Here is a 17,867-nt window from a genome sequence, read left to right as displayed (position 1 = left end):
GCTTCAGCGCTCATTCGTCATCAGAGAATTGTCCGAGAGCGCATGCAAGCCCATCTCGATGCGACGAGCCAAGTCAGCAGGCGTGCCGCGAACAGCCCGGTTGTGGCAAAAATCGTCGCTGTAAAGCGTGGAGTGCACCCGCGTTGCACCGTTTTCGGGAATGCGCTGCCAGTCCCCCCCGCTTGCGGCCACCCATTTCTGGCTGGCGTCGTTCCATAGACCATAGAGCGTCCACTGTCGCGTGGCGCAGTTGATTCCTTCATAGGTGATATTGCGCGGCCCGTCGGGCGTTTTTCCCACCAAGGTGTAGCGCACCGTCTGGCCGGGTTCGACCGAGATCGAGCCCCGATCGACATAAAACTGCAGCGCGCCGCTCGCGGTGATGTGCACATGCAACAGATCCGCCGGGGCGCGGGGAAAGGTGACAGGCGCTTCGGCAATGCTCTGCTTGGCGCCGAACAAGCCGCTTTGGTCTGCAGACTGGGCGTGAGTCAAAGGGCTGGAGCCTAAGCCGAGCAAAAGGCCGACCAGCAGCGTCGCGCGCAGGCGTGCTGAAGCAGAAAAGGTCATGCTGGATCCGGTGTGGTGAAAGGAGAAGCCGAAGCATCCGTCGTGACGGCCTCGTCTGCAGTGGCGGCGCCCTCATGGCGGTGCCGCAGATTGGCGCGCAGGAAACGCGTGCGCGGTTCGGTTCGGGGCAGAAAACGCGCCAGCTCAGTCAGCGCCATTTGATAGACGTCGCGCTTGAACTCGATCACACTGTCGAGCGGTATCCAGTATTCGTTCCAGCGCCAGGCGTCGAACTCAGGGTGCTCGGTGGCGCGCAGACAAACATCGCAATCGCGCCCGGTCAGGCGCAGCAAATACCAGATCTGCTTCTGGCCTTTGTAGATACCCCGACTGTCGCGGCGCACGAAATGGCTGGGCACGTCATACCGCAGCCATTGGCGGGTGCGGGCAATGATGCGGACATGACAGGGGTTGAGGCCGACCTCTTCGTGCAACTCGCGGTACATGGCCTGCTCAGGCGTTTCGCCCGGGTTGATGCCGCCCTGCGGAAACTGCCACGAATGCGCTCGCACGCGCTTGCCCCAGAACACCTGATTTCTGGCGTTGAGCAGGATGATGCCCACGTTGGGACGGTAGCCTTCGCGATCCAACATCGCCTGATCCTCGATCTTTTAGAATTCTCCGTTTGATTATAGGCAGCGCGGCCGCCGGGAGAGGGTGTTTGCAGAGTGCGGCAGAGCCTGCAAACGCCCAACACGGCTAAGACCCCGGCGATCACGCTGATCTTCGAATTCATTTTTCCTCAAATGCCGGCCACGCGCCGCTACGCATGAAAATTTCCCGCTTTTTCATATCCACTCAGAAGGACGATCCGGCGGATGCCGACGTTCGCAGCCAGGCGCTGATGTTGCGCGCGGGCATGATCAAAAAACATGCAGCGGGGCTTTACAGCTATCTGCCGCTGGGCCTGCGCAGCATCCGCAAGGTGGAGGCCATCGTGCGCGAGGAAATGAATCGCGCGGGCGCCATCGAGTTGCTCATGCCCGTGGTGCAGCCGGCCGAGCTTTGGCAGGAGACCGGGCGACTGGATCAATTCGGTCCCGAACTGTTGCGCATCAAAGACCGCCATGACCGCGACTTTGTGATCCAGCCCACCTCCGAGGAAGTCGTGACCGATCTGGTGCGCAGCGAGGTGCGGAGCTGGCGTCAACTGCCACTCAATTTCTATCACATCCAGACCAAGTTTCGCGATGAACGTCGTCCGCGATTTGGTGTGATGCGCGCGCGTGAATTCACCATGAAGGATGCGTATTCCTTCGATCGCGATTTCGAGGCGGCGCAGATCAGCTACCGCGTCATGTTCGATGCCTATGTGCGCATCTTCCAGCGTTTCGGCTTCGAGTTCCGCGCCGTGGCGGCGGATTCGGGGGCCATCGGCGGCTCGCTCAGCCATGAGTTTCACGTCATTGCCGACACCGGCGAAGATGCCATTGCTTACTGCGAGGGTTCCGACTTTGCCGCGAACATCGAGAAGGCCGAAGCTCTGCCGTTGATCGCCGCGCGCGCCGAGCCGACGCAGACGCTGCAAAAGACGCCCACGCCGGGCGCGGCCAAATGCGAGGATGTCGCCACGCTGCTGGGTATTCCCTTGCAGCAGACCCTCAAGTCGGTCGTGCTCGCAGTGGATGGCGACAAGCCCGGGCAGGCCGCAACCATCGTGCTGCTGCTGGTGCGTGGCGATCATGCGGTCAACGAGGTCAAGGTGAGCAAGCTCGCCGGTCTGGCCAGCACCCGCATGGCGACCGAGGCTGAGATTGTGGCCACGTTTGGCACGCCGCCGGGCTACCTTGGGCCGATTGGCACTGTGCATCCCGTGCGCGTGATTGCCGACCGTACCGTGGCGAATATGAGCGACTTCGTCGTCGGCGCCAATGCGGTGGATTTCCACTACACCGGCGTCAACTGGGGGCGCGATCTGCCTGAGCCCGAAGTGGCCGACATCCGCAATGTGCAGGCGGGCGATCCCAGCCCGGACGGCAAGGGCGTGTTGTCGATCTGCCGCGGCATCGAGGTGGGGCATGTGTTCTATCTGGGCACCAAATATTCGGCCGCGATGGGCGCGACATTCCTCGACGACAAGGGCAAATCGCAAACGCTGGAAATGGGCTGCTACGGCATCGGCATCACGCGCATCCTCGGGGCCTGCATCGAACAGAATCACGATGCCAAGGGCATGATCTGGCCGGATGCGATCGCCCCGTTCACCGCGGTGATCTGCCCCATCGGTTATGACCGCAGCGAAGCCGTGCGCCAGGCGGCGGACGCGCTCTACGCCGAACTCATCGCCGCAGGCGTGGATGTGGCGCTGGACGACCGCGGCGAGCGTCCGGGCGTGATGCTGGGCGACTGGGAACTGATCGGCGTGCCGCACCGCATGGTGATTTCCGACCGCGGTCTTGCTGCGGGCACGGTGGAGTATCAGCACCGCCGAGAGAGTGCGCCGACGGTGCTGCCGCTGGCTGACGCCTGCGCGCAGTTGCAGGCCCGGTTGCAGCGCTGATTCCGTCCGAGGGCTGTTGCATGCCTGGCCTGTCTCGCCGTCGGTGGCTGTTGCAGGTGGCGGGAGCGGGCGCTGCGATCGGCGCGGGCTGGGGCTTGCCCACTGCGCCTGCCTGGGCTGGCGCGCAAAAGGAAGAGCAGCTCAGCGACGCGGTGCGCACCGCGCTCGCCGCGCAGATTGCCGAGGCTCCACCGCCGCAGCCGCATTTTCGCGACGCCAATCATTTCGCCCAATACTGGGTGTGGCTGGCGACCGAGTCGGCGCGGCTGCAAAACCGCATTCCGGGCTTCTCGGTGCGGCGCGATTTTCTGCAAACCGTCTGGTACGAAGCGCACCGCGCCGGGCTGGAGCCCGCGCTGATCCTGGGCTTGATTCAGGTGGAAAGCGGCTTCAAGAAGTATGCCATTTCATCGGCCGGGGCGATGGGCTATATGCAGGTCATGCCGTTCTGGACCCAGCAGATCGGCAATGGCGATATCACCAGCCTGTTTCACATGCAGGTGAATCTGCGTTATGGCTGCGTGATTTTGCGGCATTACCTCAACATCGAAAACGGCAGCTTGTTCTACGCTTTGGGCCGCTACAACGGCTCGCGCGGCAAAGCGGCTTATCCCGACGCGGTGCTCGCCGCGCGCCAGCGCTGGCTGGTGGCGGGCGGCTCCGGCTGAAGTCGCCCGTCCCGCCGAGCACTCAGCGCGGCATCATGCCGCCCATGCGCTGCATCATTTTGAACATCTTGCCGCCCTTCATTTTTTTCATCATGTCACGCATCTGCTCGTATTGCTTGAGCAGGCGGTTGACTTCTTGCACCTGCACCCCGGCGCCTGCGGCGATGCGGCGTTTGCGGGTGGCTTTGATGACGTCGGGCTTGTGGCGCTCCTGCGGGGTCATGCTGTGGATGATGCCCTGCATGCGGCGCATGTCGCGCTCGGCGCGGGACATATCGGCCTGACCGGCCTTGGCCTGCATCTCGGCCGGCAGTTTGTCGAGCATGCCCTGCAGGCCGCCCATTTTGTTCATCTGCTGCAGCTGCATCAGAAAGTCGTTGAGATCGAACTGGGCGCCCGACTTGACCTTGGCGGCCAGTTGCTGCGCAGCATCGACATCGACCTGACGCTGCGCCTGCTCCACCAGAGCGAGGATGTCGCCCATGCCCAGAATCCGGTCGGCCATGCGGCGCGGGTCGAAGGGCTCCAGCCCGTCGATCTTTTCCGACACCCCGGCGAACTTGATCGGCGCGCCCGTGACCTGCCGCACCGACAGCGCCGCGCCGCCGCGGGCGTCGCCGTCGAGTTTGGTGAGCACAATACCGGTCAGCGGCAGGGTGTCGTGGAAGGCGCGCGCGGTGTTCACTGCGTCCTGGCCCTGCATGGCGTCCACCACGAACAGGGTTTCGATGGGCTTGAGCGCGGCGTGCAGCTCTTTGATTTCGCGCATCATGGCTTCGTCCACCGACAGTCGTCCCGCGGTGTCGACGAGCAGCACGTCGAAATGGTGACTGCGGGCGAATTCGACGGCGCGGCGGGCGATGTCCAGTGGTTTGTCGTCGGGTGAGGAGGGAAAGAATTCCGCCCCAGCCTGCGCCGTCACCGTCTGCAACTGCGCAATGGCTGCCGGGCGATAGACGTCGCACGACACGGTGAGCACTTTTTTCTTCTGCCGCTCGGTCAGCAGCCGCGCCAGCTTGGCGGTGGTGGTCGTTTTGCCCGCGCCCTGCAGACCGGCCATGAGCACGATGGCCGGCGGCTGGGTGGCGAGGTTGATCGGCACGGCGTCGCCGCCCATCAGATCGGCAAGCTCGCGCTGCACCACGCCGACCAGCGCCTGACCGGGGGTGAGCGAACCCACCACTTCCTGGCCCAGCGCTTTTTCCTTGACGCGGGCAGTGAATTCGCGTACCACGGGCAGCGCCACGTCGGCTTCGAGAAGCGCGAGGCGTACCTCGCGCAACATGTCCTGGATATTCGCTTCGGTGATGCGCGCTTCGCCCTTGAGGGTCTTGACCACGCGGGACAGGCGCTGGGTGAGGTTGTTGAGCATGGGGCGTGGAAGGTTGGAGCGAGGTTTGGGCGTTTGCGCAGTTTGGTCGTCGCAGAGCCTGAGGCCAGTCTGGCATTCACCGCGCGCGGCACTGAAGAACCGCAGGGGGGTCGGTTAAACTTGAAACATGTCGATTTTAGTGAATAGCCTCGCCTTCGCCTTCTATATGTTGGCTGCGGTGTTGTCGCGCCCGAAACCTGCTTTGGTGCTGGGCCATGCGGAAGGGGAGACTAGCGGGGCGACGCAACGTTCCGAGCGCTGGTCGACCTGGGTGATGGCGCTGGCCTGGATCGCGCAGACCATCACCTTCGCCATGGTGCTGCACGGCGAGTTGCAGCCGCATTTCGGCTTTGCCCAGGCGCTTTCGGTCACGTTCTGGCTGGTAGCGGCAGTGTATTGGGTAGAAAGTCTGTATTACCCCCTGCAGATGTTGAGAAGCTGGATCTGTCTGCTGGCGGCCATTTCCATTTTGCTGAGCTGGGTTTTCCCCGGAGGCTTTACGCCGCCTTACGGCGCTGGGCCCACTTTCGCGCTGCACTGGGCGATGGGGATCGCCGCCTATGGCCTGTTCGGCGCGGCCGTGCTTCACGGCATTTTGCTGTGGACGGCCGAGCGTTCGCTGCACCGGCGCAAGGGCGCGGTGTCGGGCGTGTCGCGCAGCCTGCCTTTGCTCACCCTGGAAAAGCTGACCTATCGTTTGGCGGCGGTGGGTTTTGTGCTGCTGACGGCCTCGCTCATTTTTGCGGCGACGTTCAGCGAGCAATTGTTTGGCAAGCCGTTCGAGTTCAATCATCAAGCGGTTTTCGGTATCGCGGCCTGGCTGATTTTTGCCGTGCTGATGGTGGGTCGGGTGTTTCTGGGCTGGCGGGGCACGCGGGCGCTGGCTTGGCTGTTCGGCGGCACGGTGCTGCTGATGCTGACCTATGTCGGTTCGCGTTTTGTGCTGCAGGTGATTTTGCACCGATGAAGTACCTCGTTCTGTTTGTGGTGGTGATTGTCGGGCTGATGCTCATCAAAAAATCGCAGCAACCCCGCAGCGTGCGACAGCCGCCTTCGCCCAATAAACCGCCGCAGGTTCCCGAGGCGATGTTGCCGTGCGCGCATTGCGGCGTGCACTCGCCCGCCAGCCGCTGCGTCTGGCGCGATGGCAAGCCGTACTGCAGCGACGAGCATGCCCGTCTGGGGTCGTAAGCCGGGCGCTGCGGTCGCCGCTGAAAGCGCATTCGCGCGATCCATGTTCGCCCCGGCGGCGGCCTCTTCAGGTTCGGCCTTCGTGCCTTCTTCGCGTCTGGGCCGAGAACGCCTGCGAACCTACCGGGTGCTGGCTGCGGCGCGCGTGCTCATGTCGCTGATGTTGCTGGGCTGGCTGGTGCTGCTGCCCATGATGCAGGCAGCCCCCCATGCCGAAAAACCCGCCGTCGCCACACTGGGTTACGGGGTGGCGCTGCTGTATGTGGCGCTGACGGTCGCGAGCCTTTGGTGGAGTTTCGTTCGCACGCAGGGCCTGGCCTGGCAGGTGCTGATCGCGATTGCCGTCGATCTGCTGGCCTTCACCACCTTGCAGTTCACTGCGGGATATCCCGTGCGCGAATTCGCCCTGATCTACGCCTTGCCCGTGTTGGCAGCGGGCATTTACGGCACGCTGTCGCTCACCTTGTTCGTGGCTGCCTTGGTGACGATGATTCTGCTGGGCAGCGCCGGGTTCGCCATGCTGGGCGGGGCGGCGGAGGCCGAGCAGCGCCTGCTCAATGCGGCCTTTGTCGGCATCGCCTATTTTGCAGTGGCGGTGCTGACCTGGCAGTTGTCGCAAAGACTGGCGAGGCAAGAAGCGCGTGCGGCGGCCAGCGAGTCCGTCGCCCGGCGGCAGATGGCCTTGAACCAGCGGGTGATCGAGGCGCAGCGCGATGGCGTCATGGTGGTCGATCGGCACATGGTGCTCGAAGCGCTCAATCCGGCCGCGCAACAGCTGCTGGATTTGCCCTGGAGCGATGCGGTCACGGCGCGCTGGCTCGGGGGGCGCAAGGCCTTGCGCGATCTGCCGGTGGCCGAGGTGGTGCGCAAAGAGGTGGAGCGCATGGCCATTGACGGCGAGGAGGCGCGGGAGGTCAAGGTGCGCACGCCCGCGGGTCGCAAGCTGCTGCTTCGTCTTTCCACGCTGGACAACCTGCCGGGCGGCGTGGGCTATCTCATCGTGCTGCAGGATCTGCGGGAGATCGATGCGCGCATTCAGCAGGAAAAGCTGGCGGCGATGGGGCGTCTGGTGGCCAGCGTGGCGCATGAGATTCGCAATCCGCTGGGGGCGATCGGGCAGGCCAACCAGCTCGCCCGCGAATTCGCGGGCGATGCGGTGCAGCTCGAACGCCTGCATCATCTCATCGGCCAGAACGTCGAGCGCATCAACCGCACCGTCGAGGATGTGCTGGAGCTGGGCCGCACCGCGCCGCGTGAAATCGGGCTGATGCTTTGCGCGCCGTTGATGCGCGAGCTGCATGCCGAATTCGACCAGCCGGATCAGGGACGCATCGGTCTGTTCATTCAGGACGACGCGGCGCAGATCCGCTTCGATGCCTTGCATCTGCGACGGGTGTTGGTCAATCTGCTGAGTAACGCGCGGCGCTATGCGAGCAACCAGCCACGGGCGATCGAGATGCGGCAACTCGGCGCCGGGCAGGTGCGGGAAATCCAGGTCTCCAACGATGGGCCGCTGATCGACGCCGAACTGCGCGCGCAGCTGTTCGAGCCGTTTCGCACCACGAGCAGCCGGGGCGTCGGGTTGGGCTTGTATATTTCTCACGAACTGTGTTTGCGCAACGGCGCGCGTCTGCTTTACCGCCTCGAGCGCGAGGGCACGCCGCAGGAGCGCGGTTCTTTTGTCATTCAAATCGCACCGGGCCCTTAAGGCATGAATCCAGCGGATGTGCGTATTCTCATCGTCGACGACGAACCCGATCTGCGCGAGCTCTACACCCTGAGCCTGGTGCATGAAGGCTGGCAGATCGACGTGGCTGAAACCGTGGCGCAGGCGCGCGAGCAGTTGGCGCGCAGGCGCTACGCCCTCATGCTCACCGATATGCGTCTTCCTGACGGCGAGGGGCTGGAGTTGCTGCGCTGGCTGGAAGCGCAGCCCGACCGCTTTGAGAAGTCCATCGTCATTACCGCCTACGGCAGTGCGGGCAACGCGGTGGCGGCGCTCAAGGCCGGAGCGTTCGACTACCTGAGCAAGCCGGTCGATCTGGCGGCGCTGCGTCGCACCGTGCATGCGGCCCTCGCAGCGGTCGATGTGGAAGTGCAGGCGCCGACCAGCAGCGCATTGCAACGCATGGTGGGTGAGTCTGGGGTGATGCGCGCCCTTAAACAGACCTTGCAGCGCGTGGCCCGCAGCATGGCGCCCGTGCTCATCCAGGGCGAGTCGGGCACCGGCAAGGAGCTGGCCGCAAAGGCCGTGCATGAATGCAGCGCCCGCGCCAGCGGGCCGTTCGTTCCGGTGAACTGCAGCGCCATTCCCGAGCAATTGCTGGAGGCCGAGTTTTTCGGCTATCGCAAGGGCGCGTTCACCGGAGCGATGTCCGACCATGCCGGCTTCTTTGCTGCGGCGCAGGGCGGCACGCTGTTTCTCGACGAGATCGGCGAACTGCCTCTGGCGATGCAGGCCAAGCTGCTGCGCGCCGTGCAGGAGCGGCGCGTGCGCCCGGTGGGCGAGACGGCCGAAATCGCGGTGGATGTGCGCCTGGTCAGCGCCACCCACCGTCATCTGGAACGCATGGTGGAGCAGGGCCAGTTTCGGCAGGATTTGTTCTACCGCCTCAACGTCATCGGGGTCACTCTGCCGCCGCTGCGCGACCGGCTGGATGATCTGCCGGTGCTCGTCGAGGCGTTGCTGGGCGACATCCGCCGCGACAATGCGCGGCCCGGTCTGCGGCTGAGCCCGGCTGCGCTTGAGCACCTGCGCCAGCATCGTTTCTCAGGCAATGTGCGCGAGTTGGAGAATCTGCTGCACCGGGCTGCGGCGCTGGCTGCACAAGATCTGATCGGCCCTGAAGACATCGAGCTGCAGGGCAGTGGCGCCCGCGCCGCCGAAGTGCTGACCTCTGCGACGGCTTTGCCGATTACCGCGATCCTGCCCGACACGACGGCGCCGTCCATGCAGCGACCGGCCGACCCGCCGATCACCCCAATCGTTGCGCAGCATGCCCCGGAGCCTCAGCCGCCTCAGTCGCCCCAGCCCCCCATGGCCCGGTTCGAAGCGCAATCGCCCCTGCCTCCCGACTTAGGGGCCTACCTCGATCAGGTTGAACGCAGCATCCTCTGCGAGGCGCTGCGGCGCACCCGCTTCAATCGCACCGCGGCCGCGCAGTTGCTGGGGCTGAATCTGCGTCAGATCCGCTACCGCATGGAGCGCCTCGACGTGCGCGACCCGGCTGAAGCGCCGCCGGACGATCCTTTCTGATCATGTCGCCCCCCTTCAGTACGGCTAGTCGGGACGCAGGCTGGATGCCCCACGCCCGACATATGCCGTCTCCCAATCAGGATGAGCGGCCCGCGGGCATGCCGATCGATTTGCTGGTGATCCATTGCATCGCTCTGCCGCCGCGTCAATATGGCGGCGAGGCGATCGAGCAGTTGTTTTGCAATCGGCTCGATCCGCGGGCGCACCCGGCTTTTGCCGCGCTCGAAGGTCTTAGGGTCTCGGCGCATTTTGTGGTGCAGCGCGATGGTGTGCTCACGCAATATGTGTCCTGTGACCGGCGCGCCTGGCATGCCGGCGCATCGCGTTATGCCGGGCGCGAGCGATGCAACGATTTCAGCATCGGCATCGAACTCGAAGGGAGCGACGATGAGCCGTTCGAGCCCGAGCAGTACGACACCCTGATCGCACTGGGATCTGAACTGCTCGCGCGCTATCCCTTGCGCGCATGGGTCGGGCATAGCGACATTGCGCCAGGGCGCAAGACCGACCCAGGCGTCGGCTTCAACTGGCGCCAGATCAAAAACGGCCTGGCCCTGTCGACATCGGCCTTTCCATTTCAGCGGTTTTGAGCACCCCTGCGGGTTTGTCCGAGGCCGCTCCAGGGGCAGACTTTGTGCATGAACCTGTGCATAAGCTGTGGGCTGGCTGTCAATTTGTCCCACACTACGAATAGTGGTTGAAATTCCGCCAGACGCTAGATATAGTGTCTTGCCGGTTTGAGAGAGATGCCGGATCGCGGTCTGAGACTGCGGTATCGGAAGGCTGGAAATGCTTACGCGCTCTCTCGGTTCGTCCCCGATTTGCCCTCATTCGTCTTTATTGCTTTGTCCGTGCTGCTTTCATGCGGCGTTCATGTGCGCTCGCAGCGCCGTGAGCCAGCCAGATTTGCTGCGCGGCCCATCTGCCCTCAAGGAGTCCCGATGTCCCAGACCACCGCTGCCACCGAATCCACTGCCGTCCCGCAACACCTCGCACACCCCGAGGTGGATACGCAACAGCAGGTCGCACTGGGTGATTTTTCAGACTACAAGATCATCCGTCGCAACGGGGCCGTGGTCGGGTTTGAGCCGAGCAAAATCGCCGTGGCGATGACCAAGGCCTTTCTGGCCGTGCAAGGCGGGCAGGGTGCGGCCTCGGCCAGCATGCGCGAAACAGTGAATGCGCTGACCGAAAACGTCGTGCGCGCCCTGCTCCGTAGCCGTCCCAGCGGCGGCACCTTTCATATTGAAGACATTCAGGACCAGGTCGAACTCTCGCTGATGCGCACTGGCCAGCACGAGGTGGCGCGCGCCTATGTGCTGTACCGCGAACGCCGCACACAAGAGCGGGCCAAGCAGAAAGCGGCTGCAGAGCAACAAGAGAGCGCCCCGGTGCTGCATGTGCTCGACGGCGGTCTGCGCAAACCGCTCGATCAGGCCGCTCTGGTGAGCCTGATTGAATCCGCCTGCGTCAATCTGAGTGCGGATGTGAAGGCGGCCCCCATCGTGGCGGAAACTCTGCGCAATCTGTACGACGGCGTGCCGATGCTCGAGGTTTACAAGGCCTCCATCCTCGCCTCGCGCACCCTGATCGAGCGCGACCCCGACTACTCCAAGGTCACTGCTCGCCTGCTGTTGCACACCATGCGCCGCGAGACGCTGAACGAGGACATTCCGCAGGAGCAGATGACCCAGCGCTACGCCGAGTATTTTCCGCGCTGCATCAAGGAGGGTGTCGAGCTCGAACTGCTCGACGAGCGGCTCGGGCAGTTCGACCTGGCCCGTCTGGGTGCCGCGCTCAAGGCCGAGCGCGACCTGCAGTTCGATTACCTGGGTCTGCAAACGCTGTACGACCGTTATTTCCTCGCCAATCGTGCCGATACGCGGGTGAACAAGGATGGCCGTCGCATCGAGCTGCCGCAGGCCTTTTTCATGCGCGTGGCCATGGGCTTGTCGCTCAACGAAATCGACCGCGAGGCGCGCGCCATCGAGTTCTACGAGCTGCTCTCCAGCTTTGATTTCATGTCGAGCACGCCCACCCTGTTCAATGCGGGCACCCGCCGTTCGCAACTCTCGAGCTGCTACCTCACCACCGTGGCGGACGATCTGGACGGCATCTACGAGGCCATCAAGGAGAACGCGCTGTTGTCCAAGTTCGCCGGCGGTCTGGGTAACGACTGGACGCGCGTGCGCGCCCTGGGCAGCCATATCAAAGGCACCAACGGCAAGAGCCAGGGTGTCGTGCCCTTCCTCAAAGTGGTCAACGACACTGCGGTGGCAGTGAACCAGGGCGGCAAGCGCAAGGGCGCGGTCTGCGCCTATCTCGAAACCTGGCACCTCGACATTGAAGAGTTCCTGGAACTGCGCAAGAACACCGGCGACGATCGCCGCCGCACGCACGACATGAACACCGCCAACTGGGTACCCGATCTATTCATGAAGCGGGTGATGGAAGGGGGCGACTGGACGCTGTTCAGCCCGGCCGACGTGCCCGATCTGCACGACAAGTTCGGCAAGGACTTCGAGCAGGCCTATACCCGCTACGAACAGAAGGCCGCGCTGGGCGAAATCAAGCTGTTCAAGACCCTGCCCGCGGTGCAACTGTGGCGCAAGATGCTGTCCATGCTGTTCGAAACCGGCCATCCCTGGATCACCTTCAAGGATGCGTGCAATGTGCGCAGCCCGCAGCAGCATGTGGGCGTGGTGCACTCGAGCAACCTCTGCACCGAGATCACGCTCAACACCAATGAGAGCGAGATCGCGGTGTGCAATCTCGGCTCTGTCAATCTGGTCGCGCATCTGAAAGACGCGCCAGACGGCACCAAAGTCATCGACCAGGCCAAGCTCAAGCGCACCATCCAGACCGCGATGCGCATGCTCGACAACGTGATCGACATCAACTACTACGCCGTGGCCAAGGCGCGCAACGCCAATATGAAGCATCGGCCAGTGGGTCTGGGCATCATGGGCTTTCAGGACTGTCTTTATCAGCTGCGCATTCCCTATGGTTCGCAACAAGCCGTGGAATTTGCCGATCGGTCGATGGAAGCGGTTTGCTACGAGGCTTACTGGGCGTCGAGCGAACTGGCACGCGAGCGCGGCCGCTACAGCAGTTACGGCGGCTCGCTTTGGGATCAAGGCATCCTGCCCATGGACAGTCTGAAGCTGCTAGCCGAACAGCGCGGTGGCTATGTCGAGGCCGATACCTCCAGCACTCTTGACTGGAACGCGCTGCGCGCGCAGATCGCGCAGCACGGCATGCGCAACTCCAACTGCGTGGCCATCGCGCCCACGGCCACCATCTCCAACATCGTCGGCGTGGACGCCTGCATCGAGCCGACCTTCCAGAACCTGTACGTCAAGTCGAATCTGTCGGGCGAGTTCACCGTCATCAATCAATATCTGGTGCGCGACCTCAAGGCGCGTGGCCTGTGGGACGCGGTGATGGTGGCCGACCTCAAGTACTTCGATGGCAGCACCCAGCGCATCGACCGCATTCCCGCCGATCTCAAAGCCCTGTATGCCACGGCCTTCGAGACCGATACCCAGTGGATCATCGAGGCTGCGGCGCGCCGCCAGAAATGGATCGACCAGGCGCAGTCGCTCAACATCTACATGGCCAATGCATCGGGCAAGTTGCTCGACGATACCTACAAGCTGGCTTGGCTGCGTGGCCTCAAGACCACCTACTACCTGCGCACCATCGGCGCCACGCATGCCGAGAAGTCCACGGTCAAGGCGGGTCAGCTCAACGCCGTGCCGCAGTCGCCAAGCGAGTCGGTTTCGGCTTTAGCTTCGGCTTCGGCACAGGCCGTGGTGCAGTCCGGCGACATCCGCTACTGTGCCATCGACAACCCGGAATGCGAAGCCTGTCAGTAAGCGCTGCAAACCGTTGCGGCGCATCACAAGTGATCAAGCGGCATGCCACTTGCGATGCGCCTGCACAACATGCGCCGCACAAACCACGCATCCTCATTGCATCGGTGTTGAGCCTTTGCGCTGAACACTTGATAATTCACGGAAGGTCATGAACATGCTTACTTGGGACGAACCACAACAGAACTCTGCAAGCCCCGCGCAAGGTGCGCTGGCGGAGCGTTCACTTCAATCCCTGGGCGGTGCCTCGGCTTCGCTTCAATCCGCAGCCGCATCGACGCCAGCATTGGCGGTGGCCGCAGACCTCTACAGCCAACGCGCGGCCTCCACCGCGCGGGTGCGCGCCGAAGACAAGCGCATCATCAACTGCAGTGTCGATGTCAACCAACTCGTCCCGTTCAAATACAAATGGGCCTGGGATAAATACCTCGCCTCCTGCGCGAATCACTGGATGCCGCAGGAAATCAACATGTCGCGCGACATCGCGATGTGGAAAGACCCCAACGGCCTGACCGATGACGAGCGCCTCATCATCAAGCGCAACCTCGGCTTTTTCACCACGGCCGATTCGCTCGCCGCCAACAACATCGTGCTGGGCACCTATCGCCACATCACCAACCCCGAGTGCCGCCAGTATCTGCTGCGCCAGGCCTTCGAAGAAGCCATCCACACCCACGCCTATCAGTACATCGTCGAATCCATAGGCCTCGATGAAAGCGAGATCTTCAACTCCTATCACGAGATCGCGTCCATCCGCGACAAGGACGAGTTCCTCATTCCCTTCATCGATACCCTGACCAACCCCGAGTTTCGCACTTCGGCTTTCGGGGGTTCGGAGCGTAACGATCAGGAGCTGCTGCGTTCCATCATCGTGTTCGCGTGCCTGATGGAAGGGTTGTTCTTCTATGTCGGCTTCACCCAGATCCTGTCGATGGGGCGGCAGAACAAGATGACTGGTGCGGCCGAGCAATACCAGTACATCCTGCGCGACGAGTCCATGCACACCAACTTCGGCATCGATCTGGTCAACCAGATCAAGCTGGAGAATCCGCATCTCTGGACCCCGGAATTCAAGCGCGAGCTCACCGGCCTCTTCCATCAGGCGGTCGAGCTTGAGTATCGCTATGCCGAAGACACCATGCCCCGCGGCGTGCTGGGTCTGAACGCATCGATGTTCAAAGGCTATCTGCGCTTTATCGCCAACCGCCGTGCGGTGCAGATCGGTCTCGACGCTATCTTCCCCAATGAAGAGAACCCCTTCCCCTGGATGAGTGAAATGATCGACCTGAAGAAGGAGCGCAACTTCTTCGAGACCCGGGTGATCGAGTACCAATCCGGCGGCGCGCTGTCCTGGGAATGACACGTGAATAACCTGCGAGCACGCACTACAGAGTGATTGTTGACCGAGTCCCTTCCACCCCGATACGTCCGGCCGCGCAGAGTCGGCGGGTGGAGTCTCCTCCTCTGTTTTTTGTCGCGCAACGCATGGGGGCGTCCATGGTGATGCCTGACTCCCCGCTCGATCAATTCTGGTGCGCCGGTCTGCGCCTCATGCTCTGGATGACCAGAGGTGAGCGCACGGCGCGCCGTTCCCCATTCCTTCCCGCACTGGCTTTGTCGCCGGCGGAAGTGAATCCCCTGCACGGATCAGCGCTGAGCCGATCGCAGGTGGTGCCGGCTGAACGCCGTGCCGATGTCCCGTACTGGAAACCGCCGGGAGGCGGGGCCGTGAGGCGCTCGGACGCGATTTGGCGACCGGCTCAACTTCAAAAGACTTGATCAAGGAGAATCACCATGGCAACTGCAAAAAAAGCGGCACCGGCGAAGAAAGCGACGCCCGCGAAGAAAGTAGCACCGGCGAAGAAGGCTGTACCCGCGAAAAAGGCGGCTCCGGCGAAGAAAGCCGCACCGGCGAAGAAGGCTGCTCCTGCGAAGAAGGCCGCACCGGCTAAGAAGGCGGCTCCTGCGAAGAAGGCCGCGCCGGCGAAGAAGGCCGCGCCGGCGAAGAAAGCCGCACCGGCGAAGAAGGCTGCTCCGGCGAAGAAGGCTGCTCCTGCAAAGAAGGCCGCACCGGCTAAGAAAGCTGCACCTGCGAAGAAGGTTGCGCCTGCGAAAAAAGCGGCGCCGGCGAAGAAGGCCGTAGCTGCTCCCGCCAAAAAAGCAGCGACCGCGCAAACCAAGCTGAATCCGCAAGCGGCCTGGCCGTTTCCGACCAGCAAGCCCTGAGCATTCAGTGCAATTGAGCCCGGGCTGATCGCCCGGGTTTTTTTATTTCCGCACGCCGCATGCCTACCTCGAGCCGCTATCCCGGCTAGCTTCACTCCGACGACCTGGCGGGTGCGGTATGGTTGCGTCTATCTGCCTTATTACAGCAGCCCGGTTGAGCCAGACTGCCCCGACATCATGAGTATCAAATCAGATCAATGGATCCGCCGCATGGCGCAAAACACGGCGATGATCGAGCCGTTCGAGCCCGCGCAGGTGCGCGAGGTCGATGGACACCGCATCATCAGCTATGGCACGTCGAGCTACGGCTACGACATTCGTTGCGCCAACGAATTCAAGATCTTCACCAACATCAACAGCACCATCGTCGATCCGAAGAATTTCGATGAAAAGTCCTTTGTCGATTTTCGGGGCGACGTGTGCATCATCCCGCCCAACAGCTTCGCGCTGGCGCGGACGATGGAGTACTTCCGCATTCCGCGCAATGTGCTCACCATCTGCCTGGGCAAGAGCACCTATGCCCGCTGCGGCATCATCGTCAACGTCACACCGTTCGAGCCCGAGTGGGAAGGTTATGTGACGCTGGAGTTCTCCAACACCACGCCGCTGCCCGCCAAGATTTACGCGGGCGAGGGCTGCGCGCAGGTGCTGTTCTTCGAGAGCGATGAAGTCTGCGAAGTCAGCTACAAGGATCGCGGCGGCAAGTACCAAGGGCAGCACGGCGTGACCTTGCCGCGTGCCTGAGCGCTTCGTTTTACGCGTCGCCGAGTGCGGCTTGCCAGCGCGCCACCTGCGCGCGCACCTGGTTCGGCGCCGTGCCGCCCAGATGGTCGCGCGCGGCGAGTGAGCCCTGCAGCTTGAGCGCTTCGGGCGCGTCTTCGCCGACGAGCGGCGAGAAACTGCGCAGATCGTTCAGGCTGATGTCTTCCAGGCCGATGCCGCGCTCCACTGCAAATCGCACGGCTTTAGCCACCGCCTCGTGCGCGTCGCGGAAGGGCAGCCCCTTTTTCACCAGATAGTCGGCCAGGTCGGTGGCGGTGGAGTAGCCCTGGAGCGCGGTGCGCTCCATCGCCTCGGCCTTGACGCGGATGCCACCCACCATGTCGGTGAAAATGCGCAGGGTGTCGATCACGGTATCCGCGGTGTCGAACAACGGCTCCTTGTCTTCCTGGTTGTCTTTGTTGTAGGCCAGGGGCTGGCCCTTCATCAGCATCAGCAGGCTCATCAAATGGCCGGTGACCCGTCCGGTCTTGCCGCGGGCGAGCTCGGGCACGTCCGGGTTTTTTTTCTGCGGCATGATGCTCGACCCGGTGCAGAAGCGGTCCGCCAGATCGATGAAGCCGAAGGCCGGGCTCATCCACAGCACTAGCTCTTCGCTGAAGCGGCTGATATGCACCATGATCAGCGCGCAGGCAGCGTTGTACTCGATGGCGAAGTCGCGGTCGCTCACGGCGTCGAGCGAGTTCTGGCACACGCCGTCAAAGCCCAGCAGCTCGGCTACGCGCGGGCGGTTGATCGGGAAAGTGGTGCCGGCTAGCGCAGCAGCGCCCAAGGGGAGGTGATTCACGCGGGAACGGCAGTCGCGCAGACGCTCAGCATCGCGACCGAACATTTCCACATAAGCCAGCAGATGGTGGCCGAAGCTTACCGGCTGCGCCACCTGCAGATGCGTGAAGCCCGGCATGATGGTGTCGGCATGCTGTGCGGCCAGTTGCACCAGCGCACGCTGCAGCGCACGGAGTTGAGCGATGCTCTGGTCGATGCTGTCGCGCAGCCATAGGCGGATGTCGGTGGCCACCTGATCGTTACGGCTGCGACCGGTGTGCAGGCGCTTGCCGGCATCGCCCGCAAGCTGGGTCAGGCGGGCCTCGATGTTGAGATGGACGTCTTCGAGTTCGAGCTTCCACTCGAACGCGCCAGAGTCGATTTCGGTACGGATCTGCGCCATGCCGCGCTCGATGGCGGCGAGGTCGTCCGCGCTGAGAATGCCTTGTTCGGCCAGCATGGTGGCGTGCGCCAGCGATCCGTCGATGTCGAACAGCGCCAGCCGCCGGTCGAAATCCACCGAGGCGGTGTAGCGCTGCACCAGAGCGCTGACCGGCTCGGAAAAACGCGCGGACCAGGCTTGCTGCTTGTGTTCGAATTGATCGTGCATGGATTGGCCTCGCAAAGCGAGCGTTGTGACGCCATGGGCGCCTGGGTCGAAACC

The 17,867-nt window shown here is 63.1% G+C and carries 14 protein-coding genes and 1 pseudogene; 11 read left to right on the top strand and 4 right to left on the bottom strand.

Going from position 1 to position 17,867, the window contains the following annotated elements:
- Positions 1-3: 3 nt before the first annotated feature.
- Positions 4-570, bottom strand: coding sequence for a CNP1-like family protein (locus tag ABT24_RS07790; RefSeq protein WP_276731910.1), 567 nt, complete (start codon positions 568-570; stop codon positions 4-6).
- Positions 567-1,163 carry an RNA pyrophosphohydrolase gene (locus tag ABT24_RS07785; protein WP_276731907.1) on the bottom strand — a complete coding sequence of 199 codons (597 nt, stop codon included), beginning with the start codon at positions 1,161-1,163 and terminating at the stop codon, positions 567-569. Before ABT24_RS07785 ends, ABT24_RS07790 begins: the two co-directional genes overlap by 4 nt.
- Before the next feature lie 176 nt (positions 1,164-1,339).
- Between ABT24_RS07785 and ABT24_RS07780 the strand changes: the two genes are divergently transcribed.
- Positions 1,340-3,070 carry a proline--tRNA ligase gene (locus ABT24_RS07780; protein ID WP_276731903.1) on the top strand — a complete coding sequence of 577 codons (1,731 nt, stop codon included), beginning with the start codon at positions 1,340-1,342 and terminating at the stop codon, positions 3,068-3,070.
- A gap of 20 nt (positions 3,071-3,090) precedes the next feature.
- Positions 3,091-3,738 carry a lytic transglycosylase domain-containing protein gene (locus ABT24_RS07775; protein ID WP_276731900.1) on the top strand — a complete coding sequence of 216 codons (648 nt, stop codon included), beginning with the start codon at positions 3,091-3,093 and terminating at the stop codon, positions 3,736-3,738.
- A gap of 22 nt (positions 3,739-3,760) precedes the next feature.
- Here ABT24_RS07775 and ffh read toward each other — a convergent pair whose 3' ends face one another.
- Positions 3,761-5,110, bottom strand: a complete 1,350-nt coding sequence (gene ffh / locus ABT24_RS07770; protein WP_276731897.1) for a signal recognition particle protein — start codon at positions 5,108-5,110, stop codon at positions 3,761-3,763.
- Positions 5,111-5,237: 127 nt separating this feature from the next.
- Between ffh and ABT24_RS07765 the strand changes: the two genes are divergently transcribed.
- The 9 genes and pseudogenes from ABT24_RS07765 to dcd all read left to right on the top strand — a co-directional run bounded on the left by ABT24_RS07765 (position 5,238) and on the right by dcd (position 16,402).
- On the top strand, positions 5,238-6,077 hold the full coding sequence (locus tag ABT24_RS07765) for a cytochrome C assembly family protein (RefSeq protein ID WP_276731894.1): 840 nt from the start codon (positions 5,238-5,240) through the stop codon (positions 6,075-6,077).
- Positions 6,074-6,301 carry a PP0621 family protein gene (locus tag ABT24_RS07760; protein WP_013104740.1) on the top strand — a complete coding sequence of 76 codons (228 nt, stop codon included), beginning with the start codon at positions 6,074-6,076 and terminating at the stop codon, positions 6,299-6,301. The genes ABT24_RS07765 and ABT24_RS07760 overlap by 4 nt, the downstream gene beginning before the upstream one ends.
- Before the next feature lie 43 nt (positions 6,302-6,344).
- Positions 6,345-8,009: a sensor histidine kinase gene (locus ABT24_RS07755; protein ID WP_276731943.1), complete on the top strand. Its 1,665-nt coding sequence runs from the start codon at positions 6,345-6,347 to the stop codon at positions 8,007-8,009.
- 3 nt (positions 8,010-8,012) lie between these two features.
- On the top strand, positions 8,013-9,557 hold the full coding sequence (locus tag ABT24_RS07750; RefSeq protein ID WP_276731892.1) for a sigma-54-dependent transcriptional regulator: 1,545 nt from the start codon (positions 8,013-8,015) through the stop codon (positions 9,555-9,557).
- Between the two features lie 2 nt (positions 9,558-9,559).
- Entirely contained in the window at positions 9,560-10,147 is a 588-nt protein-coding gene (ampD, locus tag ABT24_RS07745) for a 1,6-anhydro-N-acetylmuramyl-L-alanine amidase AmpD (RefSeq protein ID WP_276731890.1), read from the top strand.
- Between the two features lie 351 nt (positions 10,148-10,498).
- Positions 10,499-13,435: a ribonucleoside-diphosphate reductase subunit alpha gene (locus ABT24_RS07740; RefSeq protein WP_276731887.1), complete on the top strand. Its 2,937-nt coding sequence runs from the start codon at positions 10,499-10,501 to the stop codon at positions 13,433-13,435.
- 154 nt (positions 13,436-13,589) lie between these two features.
- On the top strand, positions 13,590-14,792 hold the full coding sequence (locus ABT24_RS07735; protein WP_276731941.1) for a ribonucleotide-diphosphate reductase subunit beta: 1,203 nt from the start codon (positions 13,590-13,592) through the stop codon (positions 14,790-14,792).
- A 428-nt stretch (positions 14,793-15,220) separates the two neighbouring features.
- Positions 15,221-15,658 (top strand): annotated as a pseudogene (locus ABT24_RS07730) (histone); the annotation flags it as partial.
- 177 nt (positions 15,659-15,835) lie between these two features.
- Complete coding sequence (gene dcd, locus ABT24_RS07725) at positions 15,836-16,402, top strand: dCTP deaminase (protein ID WP_013122281.1); 567 nt, start codon at positions 15,836-15,838, stop codon at positions 16,400-16,402.
- 10 nt (positions 16,403-16,412) lie between these two features.
- Here dcd and argH read toward each other — a convergent pair whose 3' ends face one another.
- Positions 16,413-17,813: an argininosuccinate lyase gene (gene argH, locus ABT24_RS07720; protein ID WP_276731881.1), complete on the bottom strand. Its 1,401-nt coding sequence runs from the start codon at positions 17,811-17,813 to the stop codon at positions 16,413-16,415.
- Positions 17,814-17,867 lie beyond the last annotated feature (54 nt).

The organism is Thiomonas sp. SCN 64-16 (assembly GCF_001725585.1).
Lineage (GTDB): Bacteria > Pseudomonadota > Gammaproteobacteria > Burkholderiales > Burkholderiaceae_C > Thiomonas > Thiomonas arsenitoxydans.
This window is presented reverse-complemented; position numbering and strand designations above follow the sequence as displayed.

Coding starts and splice junctions, on each gene's coding strand:
- ABT24_RS07735 (WP_276731941.1), top strand. CDS start 13,590: ATGCTTACTTGGGACGAACCACAACAGAACTCTGCAAGCCCCGCGCAA.
- ampD (WP_276731890.1), top strand. CDS start 9,560: ATGTCGCCCCCCTTCAGTACGGCTAGTCGGGACGCAGGCTGGATGCCC.
- ffh (WP_276731897.1), bottom strand. CDS start 5,110: ATGCTCAACAACCTCACCCAGCGCCTGTCCCGCGTGGTCAAGACCCTC.
- dcd (WP_013122281.1), top strand. CDS start 15,836: ATGAGTATCAAATCAGATCAATGGATCCGCCGCATGGCGCAAAACACG.
- ABT24_RS07760 (WP_013104740.1), top strand. CDS start 6,074: ATGAAGTACCTCGTTCTGTTTGTGGTGGTGATTGTCGGGCTGATGCTC.
- ABT24_RS07780 (WP_276731903.1), top strand. CDS start 1,340: ATGAAAATTTCCCGCTTTTTCATATCCACTCAGAAGGACGATCCGGCG.
- ABT24_RS07785 (WP_276731907.1), bottom strand. CDS start 1,163: ATGTTGGATCGCGAAGGCTACCGTCCCAACGTGGGCATCATCCTGCTC.
- ABT24_RS07755 (WP_276731943.1), top strand. CDS start 6,345: ATGTTCGCCCCGGCGGCGGCCTCTTCAGGTTCGGCCTTCGTGCCTTCT.
- ABT24_RS07775 (WP_276731900.1), top strand. CDS start 3,091: ATGCCTGGCCTGTCTCGCCGTCGGTGGCTGTTGCAGGTGGCGGGAGCG.
- ABT24_RS07740 (WP_276731887.1), top strand. CDS start 10,499: ATGTCCCAGACCACCGCTGCCACCGAATCCACTGCCGTCCCGCAACAC.
- ABT24_RS07765 (WP_276731894.1), top strand. CDS start 5,238: ATGTCGATTTTAGTGAATAGCCTCGCCTTCGCCTTCTATATGTTGGCT.
- ABT24_RS07750 (WP_276731892.1), top strand. CDS start 8,013: ATGAATCCAGCGGATGTGCGTATTCTCATCGTCGACGACGAACCCGAT.
- argH (WP_276731881.1), bottom strand. CDS start 17,813: ATGCACGATCAATTCGAACACAAGCAGCAAGCCTGGTCCGCGCGTTTT.
- ABT24_RS07790 (WP_276731910.1), bottom strand. CDS start 570: ATGACCTTTTCTGCTTCAGCACGCCTGCGCGCGACGCTGCTGGTCGGC.